Genomic DNA, 20,959 nt, shown 5'->3' with positions numbered 1-20,959 from the left:
GAACAAATGATAGACATCTTGCTGATTATCATTCTATTAATTTGCGTCATCACTGATATCAGAAGCCGTAAAATCTACAACAAAATAATATACCCCGCCTTACTGTTCACATTTGGTTTCCAGCTGATAACAGACGGCTGGGCTGGACTTGGCCATTCTTTCATTGGTTTTTTGATTGGATTTGGACTATTACTGATCCCGTACATGCTTGGCGGTATGGGAGCAGGCGATGTGAAATTACTTGCCTTAATCGGTGCGATGAAGGGCGGCGCGTTTGTGTTTGAATCATTTATCTATATGGCGCTGATCGGTGCTGTATTTGCTATCGGAATTATTTTATTTCGGCGCGGCGTATTCAAATCGATTCTCTATTATATAAGCAGTCTGAAACAAGGCGTTTTGCTTCGTGGGGGGATATCACGCGGTTCCTTGTCGGCAACCTATCCATACGGTGTTGCTATCGCCGGTGGAGCATTTTTATGCATGGTGATGCAGGGGTGGAATGTCCTATGATCAAAAAGGAGGATGGTCAGTCCCTGGTGGAGTTTGCGCTTGTTATTCCGATATTATTGCTGCTCCTGGTAGGGATTTTTGACTTTGGACGCATTATGTTTTCCTATCTGGAATTGGAAATGGTATCCCAGGAAACTGTCCGAAAAGCCGGCTTGGGAGCGGGCGATAGTGAAATAATATCGTATGCGCTCGATGCGAATCATTATTCGTTGGTTGATTCCTCGCGGGTAAATGTGGTGTCCATCAGCCCGGATGAAGGAGCAAGGGATTCAGGTGATTATGTGACTGTGACCCTGTCCTACCCGGTTCAATTTTTACGGGTATTAGGGGATTTATCTATTCCTTTTACTGTTGAATCAAGTTCGACGATACGGGTTGAATGAGGTGTAATCAATGCGAGCTTTTTTTAAAAAACTGAACAAGGAAAATGGAAATGTGATGGTGCTTGTCGCTGCTGGCATGGGAGCGTTGCTGCTGATGACAGGGCTGGTTATCGATGGCGGACATTTATTTTACCAAAAAAGTCACCTGCAAAAAACGGCCAACGCTGCTGCGCTGTCCGGTGCTCAGGAAATTGTGAACAGTGAGACGGATGTGACAACGGTAGTGGATAAAATTCTTGTGGAACACGGGGAATCCACCAGCCTGAAAAATCTGGACATAACGCTGGGAAGTCAATTGAATGTTGTTCTGAATAAGGATGTTCCGCTTTTCTTTGCATCATTATTCGGCATTGAGAAGATGCCAGTGACGGTAAATGCCAAGGCGGGCATTAATCCGATTGGTGCTGCGGTTGGGGCCGTGCCGCTTGGGATCGATGAGTCCGTTGAATTGAATTATGGACAATCCTATACCTTAAAAGTGGATTCCGGAGATGTGGACCATGGGAACTTTGGGGTACTTGCATTGGATGGACCTGGTGCAAGAAGTTATGAGCAGACGCTGACATACGGTTTTGATGAGGAATTGAAGATTGGTGAAACAATCGAGACAGAATCCGGTAATATGGCCGGACCTACCCGACGCGGAGTTGATTATCGGATAGATGCGTGTCCTGCCGGAGATTATACTGATCGGGATTGTGAGCGGATTATGCTTGTAATTGTATATGAACCATTTGAAGTGAAAAACGGCAAATTAAACAGTGTTAAAATTACCGGATTTGCATATTTTTATCTCAATGAGCGAATGTCACAAAATGATGACGAGATTAACGGGGTTTTTATTAAACGGACTGGACGGGACAGTACAGGTGATATAGAAGCTATTGATAGTGGAGCATACGCAGTCAGTCTGATGGAGTAGGTGAAAAAATGAAAGCAGGAAAAATATTATTACTGGCACTTCTTTCGGGGATTATCACGACCGGAATTTTTTATTTGGTTGTCATCCAGAGTTCTCCGGCAGATTCTGCAGAACAGAAAGAAAACCAAGAATTAGAGGCTGTAGTTGTTGCTGGTACAGATATAAAACAGGATGAGAAATTGACAGAAGAAAATATAACGATAAGACAAATGGTGAAAAAAGATATCCACGAGGAAGCAGTTCGGGACAAGCAGGAAGTTATCGGTCAATATGCATCTGCCTCCTTAAAAGCAGGGGAGGTTATCCTGCAGCACCGTGTCCGTAAACAGAATGATTTGACAGCCTTTGTATCACGGAAAATAAACGAAAAAATGCGCGGGGTTTCGATTGATGTAAAATACGATGAATCTGTTTCCAATCTTACAGTACCGGAAGATTTTGTCGATGTCTATTCAAACGTAATTACGAATGATAAGACTACACCAATTGAAGTCAGAACAGAGCGGTTACTAGAGAAAACCCGAGTCCTCGCTGTAGGAGAACGTATTGTTGAAAAAAGCAAGGCTGAAGGTGAAGAGCCTTATATAACGGTTACCTTGGAAGTCACCCCGGAACAGGCAACAGAATTGATCCATGCAGCACAAATTGGAACATTCCATTTGGCACTTCACAGCAGGCTGAAAACGGATGAAAAAACCGAAAAAACTGATTCCGCAGCAGAAGCGGAAAAAGTTGAATCAGAGACAGAACAATCTAAAGAAAAAGTAGAAGCGAATGAAGATAACAAGAAATCTTCAAAAGAGGAAAACAAGAACAATGATGGTGAGAAAAATAAGGATAAAAAATAATGTCGAAGCAGAAAACCGGGATCCGGTATTTATCTACCGAACGATGGGCATGACCATTTGGAATAAAGCAGAAGAGAAGGAGGGATTACAGTGGATGGATTTACAACCAGCAATAGACAGGTAGTTGCTGTCTGCAGTCCGACGGGAGGATTGGGACGTACCGTTATCACTGCTAATCTGGCAATCTTTCTGGCGATGCGTTATTCACGTGTAAGTGTAATAGATGGTGACCTGCAATTCGGGGATCTTAGCATGGCATTTAACCTGGACCCGGAATTGACAATGAAAGAACTCGTTGAGAAAAATGATTATTTCAATGTTCCAAAGTATATAACGACCCATATGACCGGTGTGAACCTGCTTGCGGCTCCGAAACGTCCGGAATTTGCCGACATGATTCAGCCGTATATGGTTTCTTCTGTAATTAAGCAATTGCGGAGTAAGTCAGATGTTGTTTTTATCGAAGCCCCAGCAGGCTTTAATGACCATTCGCTAAGAATCATGGAAGAGGCGGATATGATTTTAGTTGTCACAACACCAGGCCTTGCAGCATTGAAAAGTATCCGGTTGATGATTGAAACACTGGAAACGTTGGGATTAAAAGAGAAAGTGCAGCTCGTTGTGAATCGTTCAACATTACCGTCTGTGATTAAAAAGACAGAAGTATCCAACCTTACCAAATTGGAAGCTGTTTATTATTTGCTTGATGACTCCAAAAATGTTCCATACTCCATGGATATAGGGATGCCGTTGATCAGAAGCAAGCCGGATCTGAATATTTCCAAGGGAATTGAGGAATTGGCTAAAAAACTGTTTATGCTGGAACGGGGTGCAACGGATAAAAAGTCTCCAAAACGAGGGTTGCTTCCATCTTTAAAAAAAGATAAACGATTGCGAGGGAAGGAAAATGAGTCTGCTGGAAAAACTAAAGGCAAAAAACAGCGACATGTACCGGGAAACAGAAAACAGTCCGTTAATTGATCCGGTTGAAAAGAAGGCTGTTGAGGAAATTCAGCCTGTACGGGAAAAGAAAATGAAAACGAAGGACCTGGATCAAGTATCTGAACAACCAGCCGAAGCTGCTGTGTATGAACTGAAACCTGTATTGCCAAAAAGATCGGTGTCTGAAAAGACCGTCCAACAAGAGGATACTGAGGAAGACCGCGAATTTAAACATCTTGTTTTTAAATTTATTTTACGTGAACGACGGAATGATGATGTGGACACAATCATCGATGATTTAAATGGCATCATCGGGGAGATTTATGAGGAGAATCCGTGGGTAAAAAAAGTACATGATCTGGAACGGCTGAAAACGGAAATCCGGAACGACCTTACCGGATACGGGCCGATTACACCATTGCTGGAAGATGACAGTGTGACGGAGGTAATGGTGAATGGGCCAAACAAGGTGTATGCGGAACGTGACGGAAAACTTATTCTGACTGATGTAGTGTTCCGCGATAACGACCATGTCATGGCAGTTCTGGAAAAAATTGTGGCACCGCTAGGCCGCCGTATCGATGAAAGCAGTCCAATGGTGGACGCACGTTTACAGGATGGCTCCCGGGTAAATGCCATCATTCCTCCCCTTGCCTTGATTGGACCAACGATTACAATCCGTAAATTTGCCAAAGAACCTTTTACAATCCATGATCTGATCAATTTTGGTACCTTGTCAGAAGAAATGGCGATGTTTCTTCAGGCCTGTGTGGATGCGAAATTGAATTTGTTTATAAGCGGCGGGACAGGATCCGGGAAAACAACGACATTGAATGTTTTATCATCGTTTATATCGAATACGGATCGAATTGTAACAATTGAAGATGCAGCAGAGCTTCAGCTCGGGCAGGAACACGTTGTATCACTGGAAACCCGCCCGCCGAATATGGAAGGCAATGGTGCAGTTTCCATTCGTGATCTCGTTCGAAATGCACTGCGTATGCGTCCCGACCGTATTGTGGTTGGTGAAGTCAGAAGTGGTGAGGCGCTGGACATGCTTCAGGCAATGAACACCGGACATGACGGTTCATTAGCGACAGGGCATTCGAACAGTCCGCGTGATATGGTATCACGCCTGGAAACAATGGTACTGATGGCAGGAATGGATCTTCCTGTTAAAGCTATCAGGGAGCAGATCGCCGGAGCCTTGGATGTCATCATTCATCAATCACGGCTTCGGGATGGCACACGGCGCATTACCAATATTACCGAAGTGCAAAATCTGGAAGGGGATGTCATTGTGCTGCAGGATATTTTCACATTTAGACAATCCGGTGTTGGAAAGGACGGAAGAATTCTGGGAAAGCTGGTTCCTACTGGTGTCCGTCCTGGATTTTATGAGCGCATGAAAGACGAGGGCGTTGAATTACCGCCATCCATTTTTGTTGAAAAATCGGAGTGATGACGATGGCTATTTTATTGTTTGTCAGTATGTTTTTAACCGTATTTCTTTTATTGTCGGGTATCAGCATGCTTCGTAAATCAAAAGATGACCAATACTGGGAAAAATCCCCGCGTTCTTTTTCGGAAGTTTTAAAGGATGCGAACCAGCAGCTGAAAAATTTGTTGATACGGAAAAAGAAGCCAGGAAAGAAACGTAATACACTGCAGGAACAACTGAGTATTGCCGGCGTTCTTATGAAACCGGAAGAATTCGCGATTTTCCGCTGGATGTTTGCAGTGATTACGGCAGGTTTGTTGCACCTGATTACTGGAAATTTCGTGTTAATGCTGCTTGGATTTGCATCAGGGTTTGTTTTACCGATGTTGTGGCTGAAACGAAAACAGAAAAAGCGGATTAAGGCATTTAATGACGGATTACCTGGTATGATCACATCAATTATCGGGTCCTTACGGGCAGGATTTGGCTTTCTGCAGTCACTGCAAATCGTTGCCCAGGAATCGTATTCTCCAATCAAGGATGAGGTTGAACTCGTCCTTAAATCGTTGCAGTATGGAACGAGTATGGATGATGCACTATTGGAATGGAAACGGCGCATGCCGAGTGCGGAACTGGGTTTACTTGTCGATGCGATTATTATTCAACGGCAGTCCGGGGGGAATCTTGCCTATCTGCTGGATAAAATTGTCAAGACAAACCGGGCCAGAACAAAAATAGAAAGCCAAATCAAAACATTGACCGCACAAGGAAAATTATCCGGACTGATCATTAGTTTGCTTCCGGTTGTACTCGGTCTTTTGATATTTATCATTAACCCGGAATATATTATGACGCTTTTCACCAATCCAATTGGAATGCTGATGCTGGTTGCTGCAGGTATCGGATTTATCATCGGTTTTATATTTGTCCACAAAATCACTACAATTGAGGTGTAGGGATGCTTGTATTCTATATTAGTTTATTTATTACCGTAAGTCTGTTTTTATATGGTGTTGCCAGTGTATTCGGAAAAGAGCAGAGTCTTGTCCAGCAGCGGATTGATACGTATCTGATTAATAATCAGCATGTGGCTGCAGCTGCAAAAGAAGCAGATCTATCTTTCAAGGAGCGTATCATTAAGCCATTTTGGATAGAGCTGAAGCGGAAATTCAGAAGAAAATTAAGTAAAGAAAAAGTGTCCAAGCTTGAAATAAAATTACTGCAGGCAGGGGAACCATTCGGGATGGGACCTGTAGAATTCAAAATTATCCAGTTGCTGTTAATACTTGTATTGCCGGCGGTAGCGATTATGTATGGACTCGCACTTCATCTTGGTGGAGCTATTGTACTGCTCGCAGCTGTAATTGGCCTGGCAGTTGCCATCCAGCTTCCTAATTTGTATCTGCGGATAAAAATTGATAAAAGAAGCCGTCTTGCAATAAAGGAACTTCCTGATGTACTTGACTTACTGACAATCAGTCTGGAAGCAGGTCTTGGTTTTGATGCAGCTGTCAGTCAGGTGGTTAAGAAAAAGAAGGGTGTTTTGGCTGATGCGTTTAATGTAACATTGGAAGAAATGCGTCTGGGAAAAACCCGGAAAAACGCGTTAAATGATATGAATAACAGGCTTCAATTGGAAGAATTGAAAACGTTAATATACAGTATTATCCAAGCGGAGAAACTGGGAATCGGGATGGTATCCGTACTGCGTGTACAGACAGAGGATATACGAGAACGCCGCCGTCAACAGGCCGAAGAAAAAGCAATGAAAGCTCCGATCAAAATGATGTTCCCGCTTGTCATCTTTATTTTTCCGACGCTGTTCATTATCCTGCTGGGACCGGCCATCCTGCAGTTCATGGCGAATTTTTAAATCTCTTTTGCCGCGCCACTTTCCAAAAAATTGTGCGGCTGGCGAGGTAAGCATCCGCCGAAGGAAACGCATTTGGCGCCGAACAAAGCGCCGCATCCGCCGAAGGAATTGTATTTAGCGCCGAACAAAGTGCCGCATCCGCTGAAGAAACCCCATAACCCGCTGAACAAACAAAAAACGCGCGACAAGTCGCGCGTTTTATTTCACTGTACCTCTACTCATCACGTTTTCTGTCAGTATCTGATAGTTCCTCGCTGAATTCTGTCTGTACTTTCGCACGTTCCACATCGCGATCTTCGTCAGTGACAAATTGATCCCAGTCGTCGAGCACTTCTTTTTCCATATATTTGTGGAAGAAGTATTCCCCGACTGCTATGACGATGGCGGAAAAGATTGCAGCTGTGCCGAGCGGAATGTTTTCTTCAAATAGAAGCGGACCGAGAAACCAGATTCCAAGGAATGTCAGTCCCAAATCCACCAGTGTTGCTCCCCAGTTTTCAAAGCGAGGCAGGAGCAAAAGATCTCCAACAATATAAGAGACGGCGGTCAACAATACACTCAACATCAATATGTCGCCGAATCCCACACCATAAAATGCACCGAGTACAATCCACAGAACTGCTGTGCACATAATAAACTTAATGATTAATGCTTTAACATGATCCATTTTTATTACCACCTTTCCAAATTTGTTCCTAGTTTCCCCGCAATTTCCATTTTTATGAGGAAAATTATTGCAACGCAAGGAGGGGGGAGGTGAAAATGGTGCTTGTATGATTGTTATGTTGAATCAGCGAAAAACAAAAAGACTCTCGCCTTGGCAAAGCGAAAGTCCCGGTGGCCATTGATATCCATTAACAATTTTGCATTATGCTGATAACATAAGCTTCAGCGGATCAGATACTCTCCTCCATTCCAGCATTTTGAGTTTTCTCTTTCTGTTTATTTTTTGTTATTAAACTGACCCCGACTAACGCGAATGCTGAAATCGGCAAGGCATAAAACAATGGATCAACGTATGTCCAGGGGAAACTGAGCAGGGCATCTCTGCCGAACAACGCCTGTGAAATCCCAAATTGAGCCGATTCTTTCACATGGAAAAATATAAACCCGATGATACTAACTGCAAACCCTAAAATGGTGCTGACAATCGCGCCCTGCTTTGTAGCATTCTTCCAAAATAATGCACCGATTAAAGCAGGCAGGAATCCTGCTGCACATATTCCGAACCAGAATGCGGTAGCACGTGCAATAACGCCTGGTGGCAGGATGTAAGCCAGAATAATTGCTGCGATGACGCCAATCAATACCCCAAGTCGTGACGGGTTCATGCCTGCAACTGTTTTGAATCCAACTTTTTTCAAAATATCCTCGCCAAAGGCTGTACCCTGCAAGTGAATAAGTGAGCTGATGGTTGAAATCGTTGCAGACAGCAATGTAAGGGTAAACAGGTAAATAAACCATTCAGGCATTATTTCATTAATAAACATGGGAATGACCAAATCGACATTGCCGGATGCGACATCAATGGAAATTTTACCGCTTTCCTGGAAAAAATACAGATTGGACAATGGACCAATCATAAATGCTGCACCGGTCATGAAGAAAATGAAGATTCCACCGATTAAAACGGAACGATATAAGGCTTTATCATTCTTGACGGTCATTGCCCGCATGGCAAGCTGTGGCTGAGCCAGTACGCCAATTCCTACTCCCATGATGATGGTGCTGACAACAGTCCACCAAATTTGCGATCCAAATGCGGGCATTGATGTCCAGCCGCGATGACCTTGTTCAACTAGTGCTTCCGGAACCATATCCTTCATACCAGCAAGTCCTTTATGAGCCACCTCAACTCCGCCAAGAATGTTATAAGTAGCAATGAGAAAAATGGACATGCCGATAAACATGATCACTGCGCCAAATGCATCTGTATACATAACGGCACGGATTCCACCGCTGATTACGTAAATTCCAACGATTAGGGCTAGTATAAACAGTGCTAGATCATACTGAATGGCAAGTGATTCCTGCAAAAATCGACCGCCACCGACAAGGACAATGCTTGTATAGGCAGGCATGAACAGGAAAATCATCGAAGCGGAGAAGATTGTCAGGAATTTAGAATTATATTTTTTACCCAGCAGATCCGGAAATGTATACGCCTTAAGTTTTACCGACAAACGCCGTATGCGTGTGCCAAATACCGCAAAGGCAACCAGGACACCAAGAACAATATTCAATAGCGCAAGAAATAATAGACTAAAGCCAAATAGGGACGACACACCCCCGAAGCCGATTAATGCGGATGTACTGATAAAGGTCGCTCCATAGGATAATGCCATTACGAAAGGGCTGATGGTGCGTCCGCCAACCAAGTAATCCTCCTGTGTCACCGTCTTTTTATAGCCATAATATGCAAGTCCGGACATGATGGCGACGAAGATTAGACATACTACGACAAGAATCATGTAATTCATGTAACCGTACTCCCCCTTTTAATGAGTGCCGAACTTTTCAGGAATCCCCTTTATTCCAGGTGACAATACCAAACACAACACAGATTATTGCGGATACAATCGTTCCGATCCATGCAACAATTACCATCGGATCCGTTAATCCAAACATTTTTTCCCTCCTTTTTATTTGGGGTGAAGAAATTCTATGTGGTGTAAACGCTTTCAAAATTGTGCTAAATCCCTTACCTTTGTCCATAATTAATAGTATATGATGTTTTGGGAAATTTCAATAAAATATGAAGATTAAAACGCACTTGATAAAATTTAGTGAATGGGGAGGAAAAGATAAAAACTAGTATGCCCACACCATAAAGTGCTTTAAAATTAAACAAATACACCACACTCTGGAGAAGTGTGGTGCAACACTTACGCTTCAACCAAATCACTATCAAAATAATCGTACTGAACAAAATTTAAGCTGTCGATACCGAGATATTTTCTTAGTGCACTCGCGGCTCCTCCGAGTGCGCAGGCGTCAGAGCCGATTCTTGATGGCCGGATTTGGTGGTAATTATTAAATTTGGATGATAGTTTGCCTTCTAATTGTTTCAGTAATTGCGGGCTTTTATTAATGATGGTGCCATTCATAATGACTTTTTCCGGGTTGAAAATGTTGATGACATTATTAAGCCCGATTGCTAAATAGCGCAGGAATTCATCGACTGTTTCCTGATGTTCATCTTCACGGAGCATGGCTAATACTTCCTTCGTTTTTACATGTTCCGGTATATTTTCGTAGAGCTTTTCAAGTAATGATTTTTCGGAGGCATAACGTTCCCAGCAGCCATGGTTGCCGCAAGTACATGGTATGCCATCAGGATGGACAATCATATGGCCGATTTCACCTGCAAATCCTTCATATCCCCGGTAAATTTTATTTCGTTGGATAATGCCCAGTCCAATACCAGAGTACAGAGTGATACAGAACAGGTCCGAAATCTGTTCATCGTAAACTTGTTCGGCGAATACTGACAGATTTGCATTATTGTCGACCAGTACATTCGTCTGGAACGTTTCTTCCAGATCTTCTTTTATATTAATGTTTGTCCATTGCTGTTTCGGTGTGAAAACAATTTGATGGGTATTGTCAACGATGCCATGTATTCCTATGCCGATTCCGGTTAGGCCGATTGGCTGGTATGCTTCATTAAATTTTTTTACATAATGAAACAGTTTGTCGATCAGTTTATCTTTTTCCTTGAACAGATCCTGGGATTCTACAGGAAAGGAAACTTTGGAAAACGGTTTTCCTTTCAGATCGATAAAAATAACCCGGATATGCTTCTCATCAATATCAATACCGACGCTGTAGCCGGCATTAGCATTCATCTCCAGCAATATTGGTTTTCTGCCGCGTGTCATCAGTGCTGTTTCATTTGTTTCAACTACCAGTTTATTATCAATAAGTTCCTGGATTTGTGCGGAAACAGTTGCTTTATTCAGGCCGGTAATTCTGGCCAGATTGCTTCTTGACAACGATTTATTTTTAATAATTTCCTGAATAAGGATGCGTCTGTTTAATTGTTTGATGTATGAGGCATCTCCAGTGTTCATTCGATTTCCCTCCAGCCGATATTATCGGATTTGTATGTAATTCTAATCTATCATTAAAAGTTGTTTTCAACAAAAAATTGAAAAATAGGGTTGAAATATGAAACGCTTACATATATTATAAAATTATTAGTTTGTTTAGTAAACAAATAAAAAGAAATTATTCGAAAGGTGTTTATTATTTATGAAAACATTTATACAGGATGATTTTTTACTGAAAAACGATACGGCAAAAGTTCTATATCATGAATCTGCCAAGGATATGCCGATTATCGATTATCACAATCACCTTGTTCCAGATGAAATTGCAGCGGACAAGCAATTTGGAACGATTTCAGACATTTGGCTTGCCGGAGACCATTATAAATGGCGGGCGATGCGGGCTAATGGAATTGATGAGGCATATATCACAGGTGAAAAATCCGCATATGAAAAATTCCTTGCTTGGGCGGAAACGGTACCGAAGATGATCGGAAATCCGCTTTATCACTGGACACATCTGGAATTGCTGCGGTATTTCGATATCGATACATTGCTGAATGAACAAACAGCCCCGGAAATTTGGGAGGAAGTAAACCGGAAACTAAAGCAGCCTTCTATGTCAGCAAGGTCTTTATTGAAGAAAAATAAGGTTGAATTTGTTGGCACTACGGACGATCCGGCAGATGATTTAAAAACACATGAAGCGCTGCAGCAGGAAGATTTCGATGTGCAGGTTTCCCCGTCTTTTCGTCCGGATAAAGGTCTTGGAATTGAGCAGGATACATTCCTTCCATGGGTGAAAAGCTTGGAAAAAGCGTCCCGGAAAACAATTGGAAGTTACCCTGATTTTCTGGAAGCATTGTCGAACCGTGTGGATTACTTTGATGAACACGGCTGCAGAAGTTCAGACCATGGAATCAATGTCATGTTTTATGAAACGGTTTCGGAGGCGGAAACGGATGCCATTTTCCAGAAGCGTCTTCAGGGAAATAAGCTCAGTCCGAAAGAAGTCAATCAGTTTAAAACATATACGCTTCTTTCACTTGGAAAAATGTATGCGGCAAAAGACTGGGTGATGCAGCTGCACATCGGTCCATTGCGTAACAATAATGCACGGATGTTCCAAATGCTTGGTGCGGATAGCGGCTTTGACTCGATTGGCGATGCATCGCTTGCCGAACCGCTTGCAAAATTCATGGATGAACTGGAGAATCAGGGAGAACTGCCAAAAACAGTTTTATATAGTCTGAATCAAAAAGATTACTATGTTTTGGCTGCGATGGCCGGAAACTATCAAAACAGCAAAATTCCCGGCAAAATCCAGTTTGGTACTTCCTGGTGGTTCAACGATCAAATTGACGGCATGGAATACCAGATGAAAACACTTGCAAATGTAGGATTGATCAGTAACTTTATTGGAATGCTGACCGATTCAAGAAGTTTCCTGTCATTCCCAAGGCATGAATATTTTCGCCGCATTCTGTGCAACCTGCTCGGAACGTGGGTTGAGGAAGGACAGGCGCCAGCTGATATGACGCTGTTAAAGCAATATGTGAAAGATATTTGCTATTACAATGCAAAACGATACTTTAATTTGTAATGTTGGGGGTGTTACAGATGGAAATGAGTTTCCGATGGTATGGTTCTGATGATCCGGTTACACTGGATAAAATCAGGCAAATCCCCGGGGTCACAGGGATTGTATCAGCAATCTATGAAATTCCTGCCGGGGAGGTCTGGCCGTATGAAAAAATTGTACAGCTAAAAGAGACGATTGAACAGGTTGGATTACATCTGAATGTTATAGAAAGTGTGCCGGTCCATGAGGATATTAAACTTGGATTGCCATCAAGGGAAAAATGGATTGCTAATTATAAAGAAACATTACGGAATTTGTCCAGGGCTGGCATCCATACAGTCTGCTACAATTTCATGCCGGTGTTTGACTGGACCAGGTCAAATCTTAAGGCACCATTGCCGGATGGATCAAATTCACTGAAATATGATGCGGAAAAAATTAAACATATTGACCCGCTCAGTGGTCAATTGACATTGCCAGGTTGGGATTTATCCTTTCAAAAGGAAGATTTAAAACAGGTGATCGATTCTTATCAGGAGGTTACTGAAAAAAAGCTGATGGAAAACCTTATCTACTTTTTGAAGGAAATCATCCCGGTTGCCGAGGAAGAAGAGGTCCTGATGGCAATCCACCCCGATGATCCGCCATGGCCGATTTTCGGTCTGCCGCGTGTTGTGACGGGAAAAGAAAATATTGCTTTTATGTTAGGTGCGGTGGATAGTCCGAATAACGGGATTACGTTCTGCACCGGTTCTTATGGTGCGGATCCGGAAAATAACTTGTTCGATATTATCGATGCGGCAAAAGGAAGAATCCATTTTGTCCATGCACGTAATGTTAAATGGACGGGAGAGGGTTCATTCCAGGAAACATCCCATTTAACGCGTGCCGGGTCGATTGATATGCCGGGTGTTATGAAAAAGCTTCATGATACAGGCTTTACCGGTCCAATTCGCCCTGATCACGGAAGAATGATCTGGGGTGAGGAAGGCAGGCCAGGTTACGGCTTATATGACCGGGCATTGGGCGCCGCCTATTTAAACGGCATTTTAGATTTATTACATGAGGAGTGATGTTATGCAGCTGCCATTTCAGGTGGATTTGCAAAATAAAGTAGCTGTCGTGACCGGGGGGAGCGGTGTGCTTGGTTCTGTTCTTTCCCGTGCGCTTGCCAAAGCTGGCGCAACGGTAGCAGTGCTTGCACGGAACCAGGAAAAAATCGACAAAACTGTCCGAGCAATCCGAGACGAAGGCGGGAACGCTATTGGATATAGTGTCGATGTACTTGATAAACAGGCATTGGAAAAAGTACATGAAGATCTGCTTTCACAATTTGGCCCATGTTCGATTTTAATTAACGGGGCAGGGGGCAATAACCCGAAGGCCACAACCGCACATGAATATGCCACAGCGGAAAACTTACAGAACAGTTCAGAACAGTCATTTTTCGACTTGGAACCTTCCGCTGTCGATAATTTGTTCAGTTTGAACTTTCTTGGAACATTACTGCCAACACAAGTGTTTGCAAAGGATATGACCAATCAAAAGGACTGCACGATTATTAACGTATCATCAATGAATGCGTACACGCCGCTCACCAAAATTCCAGCTTACAGTGGAGCAAAGGCAGCTGTGAGTAATTTTACACAGTGGCTCGCGGTGCATTTTTCCAAGCTTGGCATTAGGGTTAATGCAGTTGCACCGGGATTTTTTCTAACTGAACAGAATAGGGATTTGATGATTCAGGAAGATGGCGAGCTGAGTGACCGGGCCGGTAAAATTTTATCACAGACACCGATGGAACGATTTGGAGAGCCGGAAGAACTTGTTGGTACGTTATTATGGCTTATTAATAACGAGGCATCATCGTTTGTAAATGGAGTCGTCATCCCGATTGATGGCGGATTTTCAGCCTATTCAGGCGTGTAGGGGAGTGAAGTGTAATGCAGACTTATAATTTACTGAACCAAATGTTGGAACATAAACTTGCGGTTGTTATACGCGGTGACAATGCCGCAATTGCGGAAGAAACGGCTGCAGCATGTGTTCGCGGCGGTGCGAAAACATTGGAAATAACATTTACAGTGCCTGGTGCATCCGGTGTACTGGAAAAATTATCGGAGAAATATGATGATGTGCTGGTCGGTGCAGGAACTGTACTTGACAGTGAAACAGCAAGGCTGGCGATTTTAAATGGTGCAAAATTCATTGTCAGTCCCGGATTTGATAAGGATACAGCAAAACTCTGCAACCGGTATGGGATTCCGTATCTTCCCGGGTGCATGACCGTAAATGAAATATTGTATGCAGTGCAATATGGTGTGTCTGTTGTCAAGTTGTTCCCGGGAGACACATTTCAGCCTTCTTTCATTAAAAATGTCCATGGTCCGCTGCCACATGTCAACATCATGCCAACCGGCGGGATTACGCTTGATAATGCAGGCGAGTGGCTTGCAAAAGGAGCAGTCATGGTGGGCGTTGGCGGTGAAATAACCAGACCTGCCAAAAACGGTGATTTTGATCAAGTGGAAGAGCTCACAAGGGCATTTCAGGAAGCAGTATTGAAGGGGTGATAGGATGGCAAACGTGATAACGATTGGGGAGTTAATGGCCCGTTTCACCCCTGTTCATAAAAAGAGACTGCGTGACACACAGCAATTTAATGTTTACTATGGCGGTGCTGAGGCAAATGTTGCCATGGCACTTAGCCAGTATGGGCACAATGTTTCGTTCATGACAGCCTTTCCGGAAAACGATTTAGGCGATGCCGCTGCAAAACATTTAGCTGGAGGCGGTGTTGACACTTCCTTTGTTTTCCGGGGCGGTGAACGGCTTGGTACCTATTACTGTGAAGAAGGTTTTTCATTGAAACCGGCAAATGTCATCTATGACAGGAAGCATTCGTCCATTCATTCGCTGCCGCAGATGCCAATTGACTGGGCCGGGATTTATTCTGGTGTGGAGTTTCTCCATATTACTGGTATCACACCGGCTTTAAGCAGCCAATTGAAAATGTTTACCCTGGAAGCAGTGAAACAGGCTAAGCGGCACGGTACAAAAGTAAGTTTTGATTGTAATTTCCGAAGTAAGCTATGGACTGCAGCTGAGGCAAAAGCAACCTTTCAGGAAATTTTGCCGTATACAGATATTTGTTTTGCCGGATACAAAGATTTTACGGCTTTATTTGGAGAGGACGGTCCGGTGGAATTTAATGAAAAGAAACTGGAAGACTTTTATCGCCTGTACGCGGAAAAATATAATATTACTGTTTTTGCATCAACAGGGAGAACTGTAAAATCAGCAACCCGCAACACATTACAGGGATACTTATACCAGGATCAGCAATTGTATAAAACAGAATGTATTCCATTTGAAATTCTGGACCGGATTGGCGGTGGCGATGCTTTTGCTGCAGGTGTACTGCATGGGATACTAACAAATCGTACAGCGGATGAAACGGTTCAATTTGGAATCGCCTCCAGTATTTTAAAGCATATGGTTTATGGTGATCATAATCAGTTTACGGAAGATGAAGTGGATGCATTCCTTGCAGGAAATATGCAGGATGTGAATCGGTGATACAAACTATGGCGGGTAGGGGCTGACATTCGGTATTCCGATAATAGGCTGGATTATTTCCCTTGTCGCAATGAAATTTTATGAGCTTAATAAAGTGAAAATGCAGGCAATGAAAACTAAAATTTTGTATTGGAGATGAGAACATGCTTTACCCAATAACGACTGATACACGAGGAGTAATTGATTTAAACGGAATCTGGAATTTCAAACTTGATAATGGAAGCGGTTTTGATGAGAAATGGTATGCATCCAAACTGGAAGATGCAATTAGCATGGCTGTACCGGCTTCCTATAACGACGCAGGGGTGATTTCGGAAATACGTGATCATGTTGGCTGGGTCTGGTATGAACGGGAATTTTCGCTTCCCGCTTACATGAAAAATGAACGGATTGTACTGCGGTTTGGCTCCGCTACCCATTTGGCCAAAGTTTATGTCAATGGTGAGCTGACAGTTGGGCATAAAGGCGGGTTCACTCCGTTTGAGGCTGAAATTAACAATAACCTTACAGAAGGAACAAACAGGGTGACGGTTGCTGTCAATAACGTTGTCGATGAAACAACACTTCCTGTTGGTGATTATATGGAAGAAGAGGTTGATGGACTTGGAAAACGTGCGAAAAACAATCCGAACTTTGACTTTTTCAATTATGCAGGATTGCATCGCCCGGTAAAAATTTATACAACACCACAGCGTTATATTTCAGACGTAACGGTTATAACCGATTTTGAAGGCTCAACCGGAAAAATTTCTTACAAAGCTGATGTGAAAGGTGAAGGAGTAACAGTAAAAACTGAGATTTTTAATGAGGCAGGTGAACAGGTAGCCGATGCCGGGGGCGCTGAATCAAATGTGGCTATTCCGGATGTAACGCTTTGGAAGCCGATGGATGCATATTTGTATACTTTAAAAGTGGGATTGTATGATGGGAATCAGCTTATTGATGTTTACGAGCAGCCATTTGGCGTACGAACTGTCAGCGTGGAAAACGGAAAATTTTTAATCAATGGAGAACCGTTCTATTTTAAGGGATTTGGAAAACATGAAGACTCCCCAATCCATGGACGGGGATTTGATGAAACACTGAATGTTACGGATTTTAACTTGATGAAATGGATAGGTGCGAATTCTTTCCGGACAGCACACTACCCTTACTCGGAGGAAATGATGCGGCTTGCCGACAAAGAAGGGATTGTTGTCATTGATGAATCGCCTGCGGTTGGGGTGCACCTGAACTTTGCCGCAGTTTTATTCGGCCCGAGGGACTTCCGTAATACTTGGGAGCACATTCAGACATACGAGCATCACCGGGATATCATGAAAGATTTGGTCGCACGGGATAAAAACCACCCATCAGTTGTGATGTGGTCAGTAGCAAATGAGCCGGCATCCGAGGAAGAAGGTGCAGCTGAATACTTCCGACCGTTAGTTGAACTGACAAAAGAGTGTGATCCGCAAAAACGACCGGTTACAATTGTTACACATATGTGGTCCACACCGGAAACGTGTAAAGTTGGCGATTTTGTCGATGTGCTAGCATTGAATCGTTATTATGGGTGGTATGTACATGGCGGTGAATTGGATGTCGCCAAGGCCAAACTGCGTAAAGAACTTGAAGGCTGGGAGAAACGCTGTCCCGAAAAACCTGTAATTATGACTGAGTATGGTGCAGACACTGTGGCTGGCCTGCATGATGTGGAACCTGTAATGTTTACAGAGGAATATCAGGCTGCATATTTAAAGGCGAATCATGATGTCTTTGATGAATTTAAAAACTTCGCAGGCGAACACATCTGGAATTTTGCTGATTTTAACACGAGCCAGGGTGCGATGCGTGTACAGGGTAACAAAAAAGGTCTGTTCACCCGTGACCGCAAGCCAAAATCTGCTGCACAACTAATGCGTAAACGCTGGAAGAGCATAGCTGATTTTAATTATAAAAAGTAAGCTGGAACATGGGACTGTCCTAAATATACCCCTGTAAGAGAAATTGTAAAGAAATGTGCCTGGAGAAAACTTATCGATTGAGTAATTTAATTTAATTTCTATAAAAATTTCCTTGCAGTCCTAATTTTAACTTAATTAACTTGCCAAGGCTAAATACTGAAGCCTTTTCGCATTGGAAAAGGCCTTGTAATGGCCTGGTCCGATTGTTAAATTATTGCCACTCAGTTTATCAGCGTAATTGTATTTTATTTAAATTAAATGTACAAGTAGATTAAAAGTAGTATGATGAACATAGAAAGTTAGCTTTTGAATAAACTAATTAAAGACCGCTGACGCAGCAACGCCAACGGTCGAACAATAGTCGATCCCCTTTAAGAGGGGCCGGCGACACGGTTAAATAGACCGCTGCTCCATTCCACTCAAGGGCGGTCTATTTTTTATCCCTTGAAAATGACAAAATCACAACAATTAACGTTGCAGTTTTCTCTCTGCAACAGCAATTATACAAAATGTTATTCTTCTGCGACTTTAACCAATTGTTTACCTAGATTATCACCTTTAAATAAACCAAGAAATGCGTCCGGTACATTTTCAAATCCTTCTATAATGTTCTCCCGGTAATTGAGTTTCCCCTCTGCCAGCCATGTTGACAGGTCCCGCATTCCTTCGCCAAATCTGTCACTGTAATCACCGACGATAAAGCCTTTAATCATGGAACGGGATTTTATTAATTTCGGCTGGATTCTTGTTCCAAGGTCACCATCTGTCCGATTGTAGGATGAAATGGCACCACATAATGGAATGCGCGCAAAATCGTTCAAATGATTCATGACTCCATCTGATATTGGGCCGCCGACATTATCGAAATAAACATCGACTCCGTTTGGGCAAGATGCAGCTATGGCCTTGGATATGTCATCCGTTGTTTTATAATTAATCGTATCATCAAATCCGAGTTCATTTTTCAAAAAGTCTGTCTTGGCATCAGTCCCGGCAATTCCGACAACCCGTGTGCCTTTAAGTTTTGCAATTTGCCCCACGATCATACCGACCGCACCGGCAGCGCCTGAAACGACAACGGTTTCCTCTTTTTGGGGCTGACCGATATCCAGCAGGCCAAAATATGCTGTAAGTCCGTTTATTCCGAGGACACTTAAATAGGCTGGGAGCGGTGCGCCGGTTTCTTCAATTTTACGAACATTGCTTGCACTAGTCACATTGTATTTTTTCCAGTCAAGCATGCCGACTACGTTATCACCAACCTGCAGTTGATCAGATTCCGATTGCAGAACTTTTCCCACAATCCGTCCGTTAATGGGTTCGTTCAGTTTAAATGGTGTTACATATGATTTTTCATCATTCATTCTTCCACGCATATACGGATCAACGGAAATATAAAGTGTCTGAATCAGAACTTGCCCATCTTCAGGGTTTGCAATTGGTGCGTCCTGAAAAGAAAAATGTTCCGCTGCTGGCATTCCAGATGGGCGTTTGGCAAGTATAATCTGCTGATTTTGCAATTCCTTTGTCATGATAACCACCTTTTTCACAAATGATTTACCACTATTCTATTCCCCTGAAAATCAGCAGTCAAAAGTAGCGGTTTTTTCCGGATTCCTGCTTATTGTTTTATAGCGAACACCCCCGAATAATGATAGAAATTGACGAAAAACAATGGTATACTGTAAAAGTGTATGAAATCAGATTTTGGAGGTAATAGAATGGCAAATGAACCACATGGCGGTACTTTGATTAACCGCGAACTGGAAGGACAGGAAAAAGAAGAAGCGATAAAAAAAGCCGAAACACTCCCATCACTGACAGTGAACAAGTGGGTTGTTTCAGATATTGAATTGATTGGAATTGGCGGATTCAGCCCATTGAAAGGGTTTATGGGTCAGGCTGATTATGAAAGTGTTGTAAATAATTATCGTTTGGCAGACGGAACGGTTTGGACGATTCCGATTACGTTGCCGGTAACAGAAGCGCAGGCTGAAGAATTAAAAATTGGAGATGAGGTAGCGCTGAAAGGTGAAGATGGTATTATTTACGGAACCATTGAACTGGAAGAAAAGTTTACATATGACAGTAAACTTGAAGCGCAAAACATTTATGGAACGACCGAAGACAAGCACCCTGGTGTTAAAAAATTGTATGAGCGCGGTGATGTTTATCTTGGCGGACCAATTACATTGCTGCAGCGTCCGGACCATGGCGAATTCAATGCATTTTACATGGATCCTACCGAAACACGTAAAATGTTTGATGATCTCGGCTGGAAAACAATTGTCGGATTTCAGACACGTAACCCAGTGCATCGTGCACACGAGTACATCCAAAAATGTGCCCTGGAAGCAGTTGACGGTTTGCTCCTGAACCCATTAGTCGGGGAAACAAAAGCAGACGACATCCCTGCTGATGTGCGGATGGAAAGCTACCAGACAATCCTAAAGCATTATTATCCGGAAGATCGTACCCGTCTGGCAATTTATCCAGCTGCAATGCGCTATGCCGGTCCAAAAGAATCCGTACTGCATGCGATAGTACGTAAAAACTTTGGCTGCACGCACTTCATTGTCGGTCGTGACCATGCCGGTGTAGGTGATTACTACGGTACGTACGAAGCACAGGAATTCATTTCCCAATTTGAAGAAGAACTGGGAATTCAAGTATTTAAATTTGAACATGCGTTCTTCTGTAAGGTATGCGGAAACATGGCTACTGCCAAAACATGCCCGCACGATAAAGAAAACCATGTGCATTTGAGCGGTACAAAAGTTCGTGCACTGCTGCGTGATGGGGAACGTCCTCCAAAAGAATTCTCACGTCCGGAAGTTGCGGACATTCTGATTAAAGGAATGCAGCAAAACTAAAAGGGGAA

20 protein-coding genes are annotated in these 20,959 nt (G+C 43.0%); 15 read left to right on the top strand and 5 right to left on the bottom strand.

Annotated features, from left to right (window positions below; all coding sequences use genetic code 11):
* The first annotated feature begins 6 nt into the window (after window positions 1-6).
* The 8 genes from B1K71_RS14820 (at window position 7) to B1K71_RS14785 (ending at window position 6,922) form a co-directional block, all read left to right on the top strand.
* Window positions 7-513 (top strand): A24 family peptidase, encoded by a 507-nt coding sequence (locus B1K71_RS14820; RefSeq protein ID WP_077328396.1) that lies wholly within the window; start codon window positions 7-9, stop codon window positions 511-513.
* Window positions 510-896 (top strand): TadE/TadG family type IV pilus assembly protein, encoded by a 387-nt coding sequence (locus B1K71_RS14815; protein WP_077328394.1) that lies wholly within the window; start codon window positions 510-512, stop codon window positions 894-896. Before B1K71_RS14820 ends, B1K71_RS14815 begins: the two co-directional genes overlap by 4 nt.
* 10 nt (window positions 897-906) lie before the next feature.
* Window positions 907-1,818, top strand: coding sequence for a pilus assembly protein TadG-related protein (locus B1K71_RS14810; RefSeq protein WP_077328392.1), 912 nt, complete (start codon window positions 907-909; stop codon window positions 1,816-1,818).
* An 8-nt stretch (window positions 1,819-1,826) separates the two neighbouring features.
* Window positions 1,827-2,666, top strand: coding sequence for a Flp pilus assembly protein CpaB (gene cpaB / locus B1K71_RS14805; protein ID WP_077328390.1), 840 nt, complete (start codon window positions 1,827-1,829; stop codon window positions 2,664-2,666).
* 90 nt (window positions 2,667-2,756) lie between these two features.
* Window positions 2,757-3,647, top strand: a complete 891-nt coding sequence (locus B1K71_RS14800; RefSeq protein ID WP_175631924.1) for an AAA family ATPase — start codon at window positions 2,757-2,759, stop codon at window positions 3,645-3,647.
* The gene (locus B1K71_RS14795) at window positions 3,574-5,070 is read left to right on the top strand and encodes a CpaF family protein (protein WP_077328386.1); all 1,497 of its coding nucleotides are present in this window, start codon (window positions 3,574-3,576) and stop codon (window positions 5,068-5,070) included. Before B1K71_RS14800 ends, B1K71_RS14795 begins: the two co-directional genes overlap by 74 nt.
* Before the next feature lie 5 nt (window positions 5,071-5,075).
* Window positions 5,076-6,005 carry a type II secretion system F family protein gene (locus B1K71_RS14790; RefSeq protein WP_245799295.1) on the top strand — a complete coding sequence of 310 codons (930 nt, stop codon included), beginning with the start codon at window positions 5,076-5,078 and terminating at the stop codon, window positions 6,003-6,005.
* A gap of 2 nt (window positions 6,006-6,007) precedes the next feature.
* Window positions 6,008-6,922: a type II secretion system F family protein gene (locus B1K71_RS14785; RefSeq protein WP_077328384.1), complete on the top strand. Its 915-nt coding sequence runs from the start codon at window positions 6,008-6,010 to the stop codon at window positions 6,920-6,922.
* 214 nt (window positions 6,923-7,136) lie between these two features.
* On the opposite strand, the gene B1K71_RS14780 is transcribed toward B1K71_RS14785, so the two are convergent.
* From B1K71_RS14780 to B1K71_RS14770, 4 genes are all read right to left on the bottom strand, one after another.
* Window positions 7,137-7,589, bottom strand: coding sequence for a YndM family protein (locus B1K71_RS14780; protein WP_077328381.1), 453 nt, complete (start codon window positions 7,587-7,589; stop codon window positions 7,137-7,139).
* Between the two features lie 229 nt (window positions 7,590-7,818).
* Window positions 7,819-9,402, bottom strand: coding sequence for a sodium:solute symporter family protein (locus B1K71_RS14775; protein ID WP_077328379.1), 1,584 nt, complete (start codon window positions 9,400-9,402; stop codon window positions 7,819-7,821).
* 37 nt (window positions 9,403-9,439) lie between these two features.
* Complete coding sequence (locus B1K71_RS20325; RefSeq protein WP_342742148.1) at window positions 9,440-9,550, bottom strand: symporter small accessory protein; 111 nt, start codon at window positions 9,548-9,550, stop codon at window positions 9,440-9,442.
* Window positions 9,551-9,807: 257 nt separating this feature from the next.
* Window positions 9,808-10,995: an ROK family transcriptional regulator gene (locus tag B1K71_RS14770; RefSeq protein ID WP_077328377.1), complete on the bottom strand. Its 1,188-nt coding sequence runs from the start codon at window positions 10,993-10,995 to the stop codon at window positions 9,808-9,810.
* A gap of 181 nt (window positions 10,996-11,176) precedes the next feature.
* On the opposite strand from B1K71_RS14770, the gene uxaC reads away from it, so the two are divergent.
* The 6 genes from uxaC (at window position 11,177) to uidA (ending at window position 18,078) form a co-directional block, all read left to right on the top strand.
* On the top strand, window positions 11,177-12,574 hold the full coding sequence (uxaC, locus tag B1K71_RS14765) for a glucuronate isomerase (RefSeq protein WP_077328375.1): 1,398 nt from the start codon (window positions 11,177-11,179) through the stop codon (window positions 12,572-12,574).
* Window positions 12,575-12,591: 17 nt separating this feature from the next.
* Complete coding sequence (gene uxuA / locus B1K71_RS14760) at window positions 12,592-13,626, top strand: mannonate dehydratase (protein WP_077328373.1); 1,035 nt, start codon at window positions 12,592-12,594, stop codon at window positions 13,624-13,626.
* A gap of 4 nt (window positions 13,627-13,630) precedes the next feature.
* Window positions 13,631-14,482, top strand: coding sequence for an SDR family oxidoreductase (locus tag B1K71_RS14755; protein WP_077328372.1), 852 nt, complete (start codon window positions 13,631-13,633; stop codon window positions 14,480-14,482).
* A gap of 14 nt (window positions 14,483-14,496) precedes the next feature.
* On the top strand, window positions 14,497-15,126 hold the full coding sequence (locus tag B1K71_RS14750; protein WP_077328370.1) for a bifunctional 2-keto-4-hydroxyglutarate aldolase/2-keto-3-deoxy-6-phosphogluconate aldolase: 630 nt from the start codon (window positions 14,497-14,499) through the stop codon (window positions 15,124-15,126).
* 4 nt (window positions 15,127-15,130) lie between these two features.
* A complete protein-coding gene (locus B1K71_RS14745; RefSeq protein ID WP_077328368.1) occupies window positions 15,131-16,132 on the top strand; it encodes a sugar kinase in 1,002 nt (333 codons plus the stop codon).
* Between the two features lie 143 nt (window positions 16,133-16,275).
* Window positions 16,276-18,078 (top strand): beta-glucuronidase, encoded by a 1,803-nt coding sequence (gene uidA / locus B1K71_RS14740; RefSeq protein WP_077328366.1) that lies wholly within the window; start codon window positions 16,276-16,278, stop codon window positions 18,076-18,078.
* A gap of 512 nt (window positions 18,079-18,590) precedes the next feature.
* Here the strand turns inward: uidA and B1K71_RS14735 are convergent.
* Window positions 18,591-19,610, bottom strand: a complete 1,020-nt coding sequence (locus B1K71_RS14735; RefSeq protein WP_077328364.1) for an NADP-dependent oxidoreductase — start codon at window positions 19,608-19,610, stop codon at window positions 18,591-18,593.
* 189 nt (window positions 19,611-19,799) lie between these two features.
* Here B1K71_RS14735 and sat point away from each other — a divergent pair, with 189 nt between their 5' ends.
* Window positions 19,800-20,951, top strand: a complete 1,152-nt coding sequence (gene sat / locus B1K71_RS14730; protein WP_077328362.1) for a sulfate adenylyltransferase — start codon at window positions 19,800-19,802, stop codon at window positions 20,949-20,951.
* Window positions 20,952-20,959: the final 8 nt, after the last annotated feature.

This window comes from Virgibacillus siamensis (genome assembly GCF_900162695.1).
GTDB lineage: Bacteria > Bacillota > Bacilli > Bacillales > Amphibacillaceae > Lentibacillus > Lentibacillus siamensis_A.
The sequence above is the reverse complement of the archived record's forward strand: the minus strand, read 5'-3'. Positions and strand labels throughout refer to the sequence as shown.

Coding starts and splice junctions, on each gene's coding strand:
- B1K71_RS14820 (WP_077328396.1), top strand. CDS start 7: ATGATAGACATCTTGCTGATTATCATTCTATTAATTTGCGTCATCACT.
- B1K71_RS14815 (WP_077328394.1), top strand. CDS start 510: ATGATCAAAAAGGAGGATGGTCAGTCCCTGGTGGAGTTTGCGCTTGTT.
- B1K71_RS14810 (WP_077328392.1), top strand. CDS start 907: ATGCGAGCTTTTTTTAAAAAACTGAACAAGGAAAATGGAAATGTGATG.
- cpaB (WP_077328390.1), top strand. CDS start 1,827: ATGAAAGCAGGAAAAATATTATTACTGGCACTTCTTTCGGGGATTATC.
- B1K71_RS14795 (WP_077328386.1), top strand. CDS start 3,574: ATGAGTCTGCTGGAAAAACTAAAGGCAAAAAACAGCGACATGTACCGG.
- B1K71_RS14790 (WP_245799295.1), top strand. CDS start 5,076: ATGGCTATTTTATTGTTTGTCAGTATGTTTTTAACCGTATTTCTTTTA.
- B1K71_RS14785 (WP_077328384.1), top strand. CDS start 6,008: ATGCTTGTATTCTATATTAGTTTATTTATTACCGTAAGTCTGTTTTTA.
- B1K71_RS14780 (WP_077328381.1), bottom strand. CDS start 7,589: ATGGATCATGTTAAAGCATTAATCATTAAGTTTATTATGTGCACAGCA.
- B1K71_RS14775 (WP_077328379.1), bottom strand. CDS start 9,402: ATGAATTACATGATTCTTGTCGTAGTATGTCTAATCTTCGTCGCCATC.
- B1K71_RS20325 (WP_342742148.1), bottom strand. CDS start 9,550: ATGTTTGGATTAACGGATCCGATGGTAATTGTTGCATGGATCGGAACG.
- B1K71_RS14770 (WP_077328377.1), bottom strand. CDS start 10,995: ATGAACACTGGAGATGCCTCATACATCAAACAATTAAACAGACGCATC.
- uxaC (WP_077328375.1), top strand. CDS start 11,177: ATGAAAACATTTATACAGGATGATTTTTTACTGAAAAACGATACGGCA.
- uxuA (WP_077328373.1), top strand. CDS start 12,592: ATGGAAATGAGTTTCCGATGGTATGGTTCTGATGATCCGGTTACACTG.
- B1K71_RS14755 (WP_077328372.1), top strand. CDS start 13,631: ATGCAGCTGCCATTTCAGGTGGATTTGCAAAATAAAGTAGCTGTCGTG.
- B1K71_RS14750 (WP_077328370.1), top strand. CDS start 14,497: ATGCAGACTTATAATTTACTGAACCAAATGTTGGAACATAAACTTGCG.
- B1K71_RS14745 (WP_077328368.1), top strand. CDS start 15,131: ATGGCAAACGTGATAACGATTGGGGAGTTAATGGCCCGTTTCACCCCT.
- uidA (WP_077328366.1), top strand. CDS start 16,276: ATGCTTTACCCAATAACGACTGATACACGAGGAGTAATTGATTTAAAC.
- B1K71_RS14735 (WP_077328364.1), bottom strand. CDS start 19,610: ATGACAAAGGAATTGCAAAATCAGCAGATTATACTTGCCAAACGCCCA.
- sat (WP_077328362.1), top strand. CDS start 19,800: ATGGCAAATGAACCACATGGCGGTACTTTGATTAACCGCGAACTGGAA.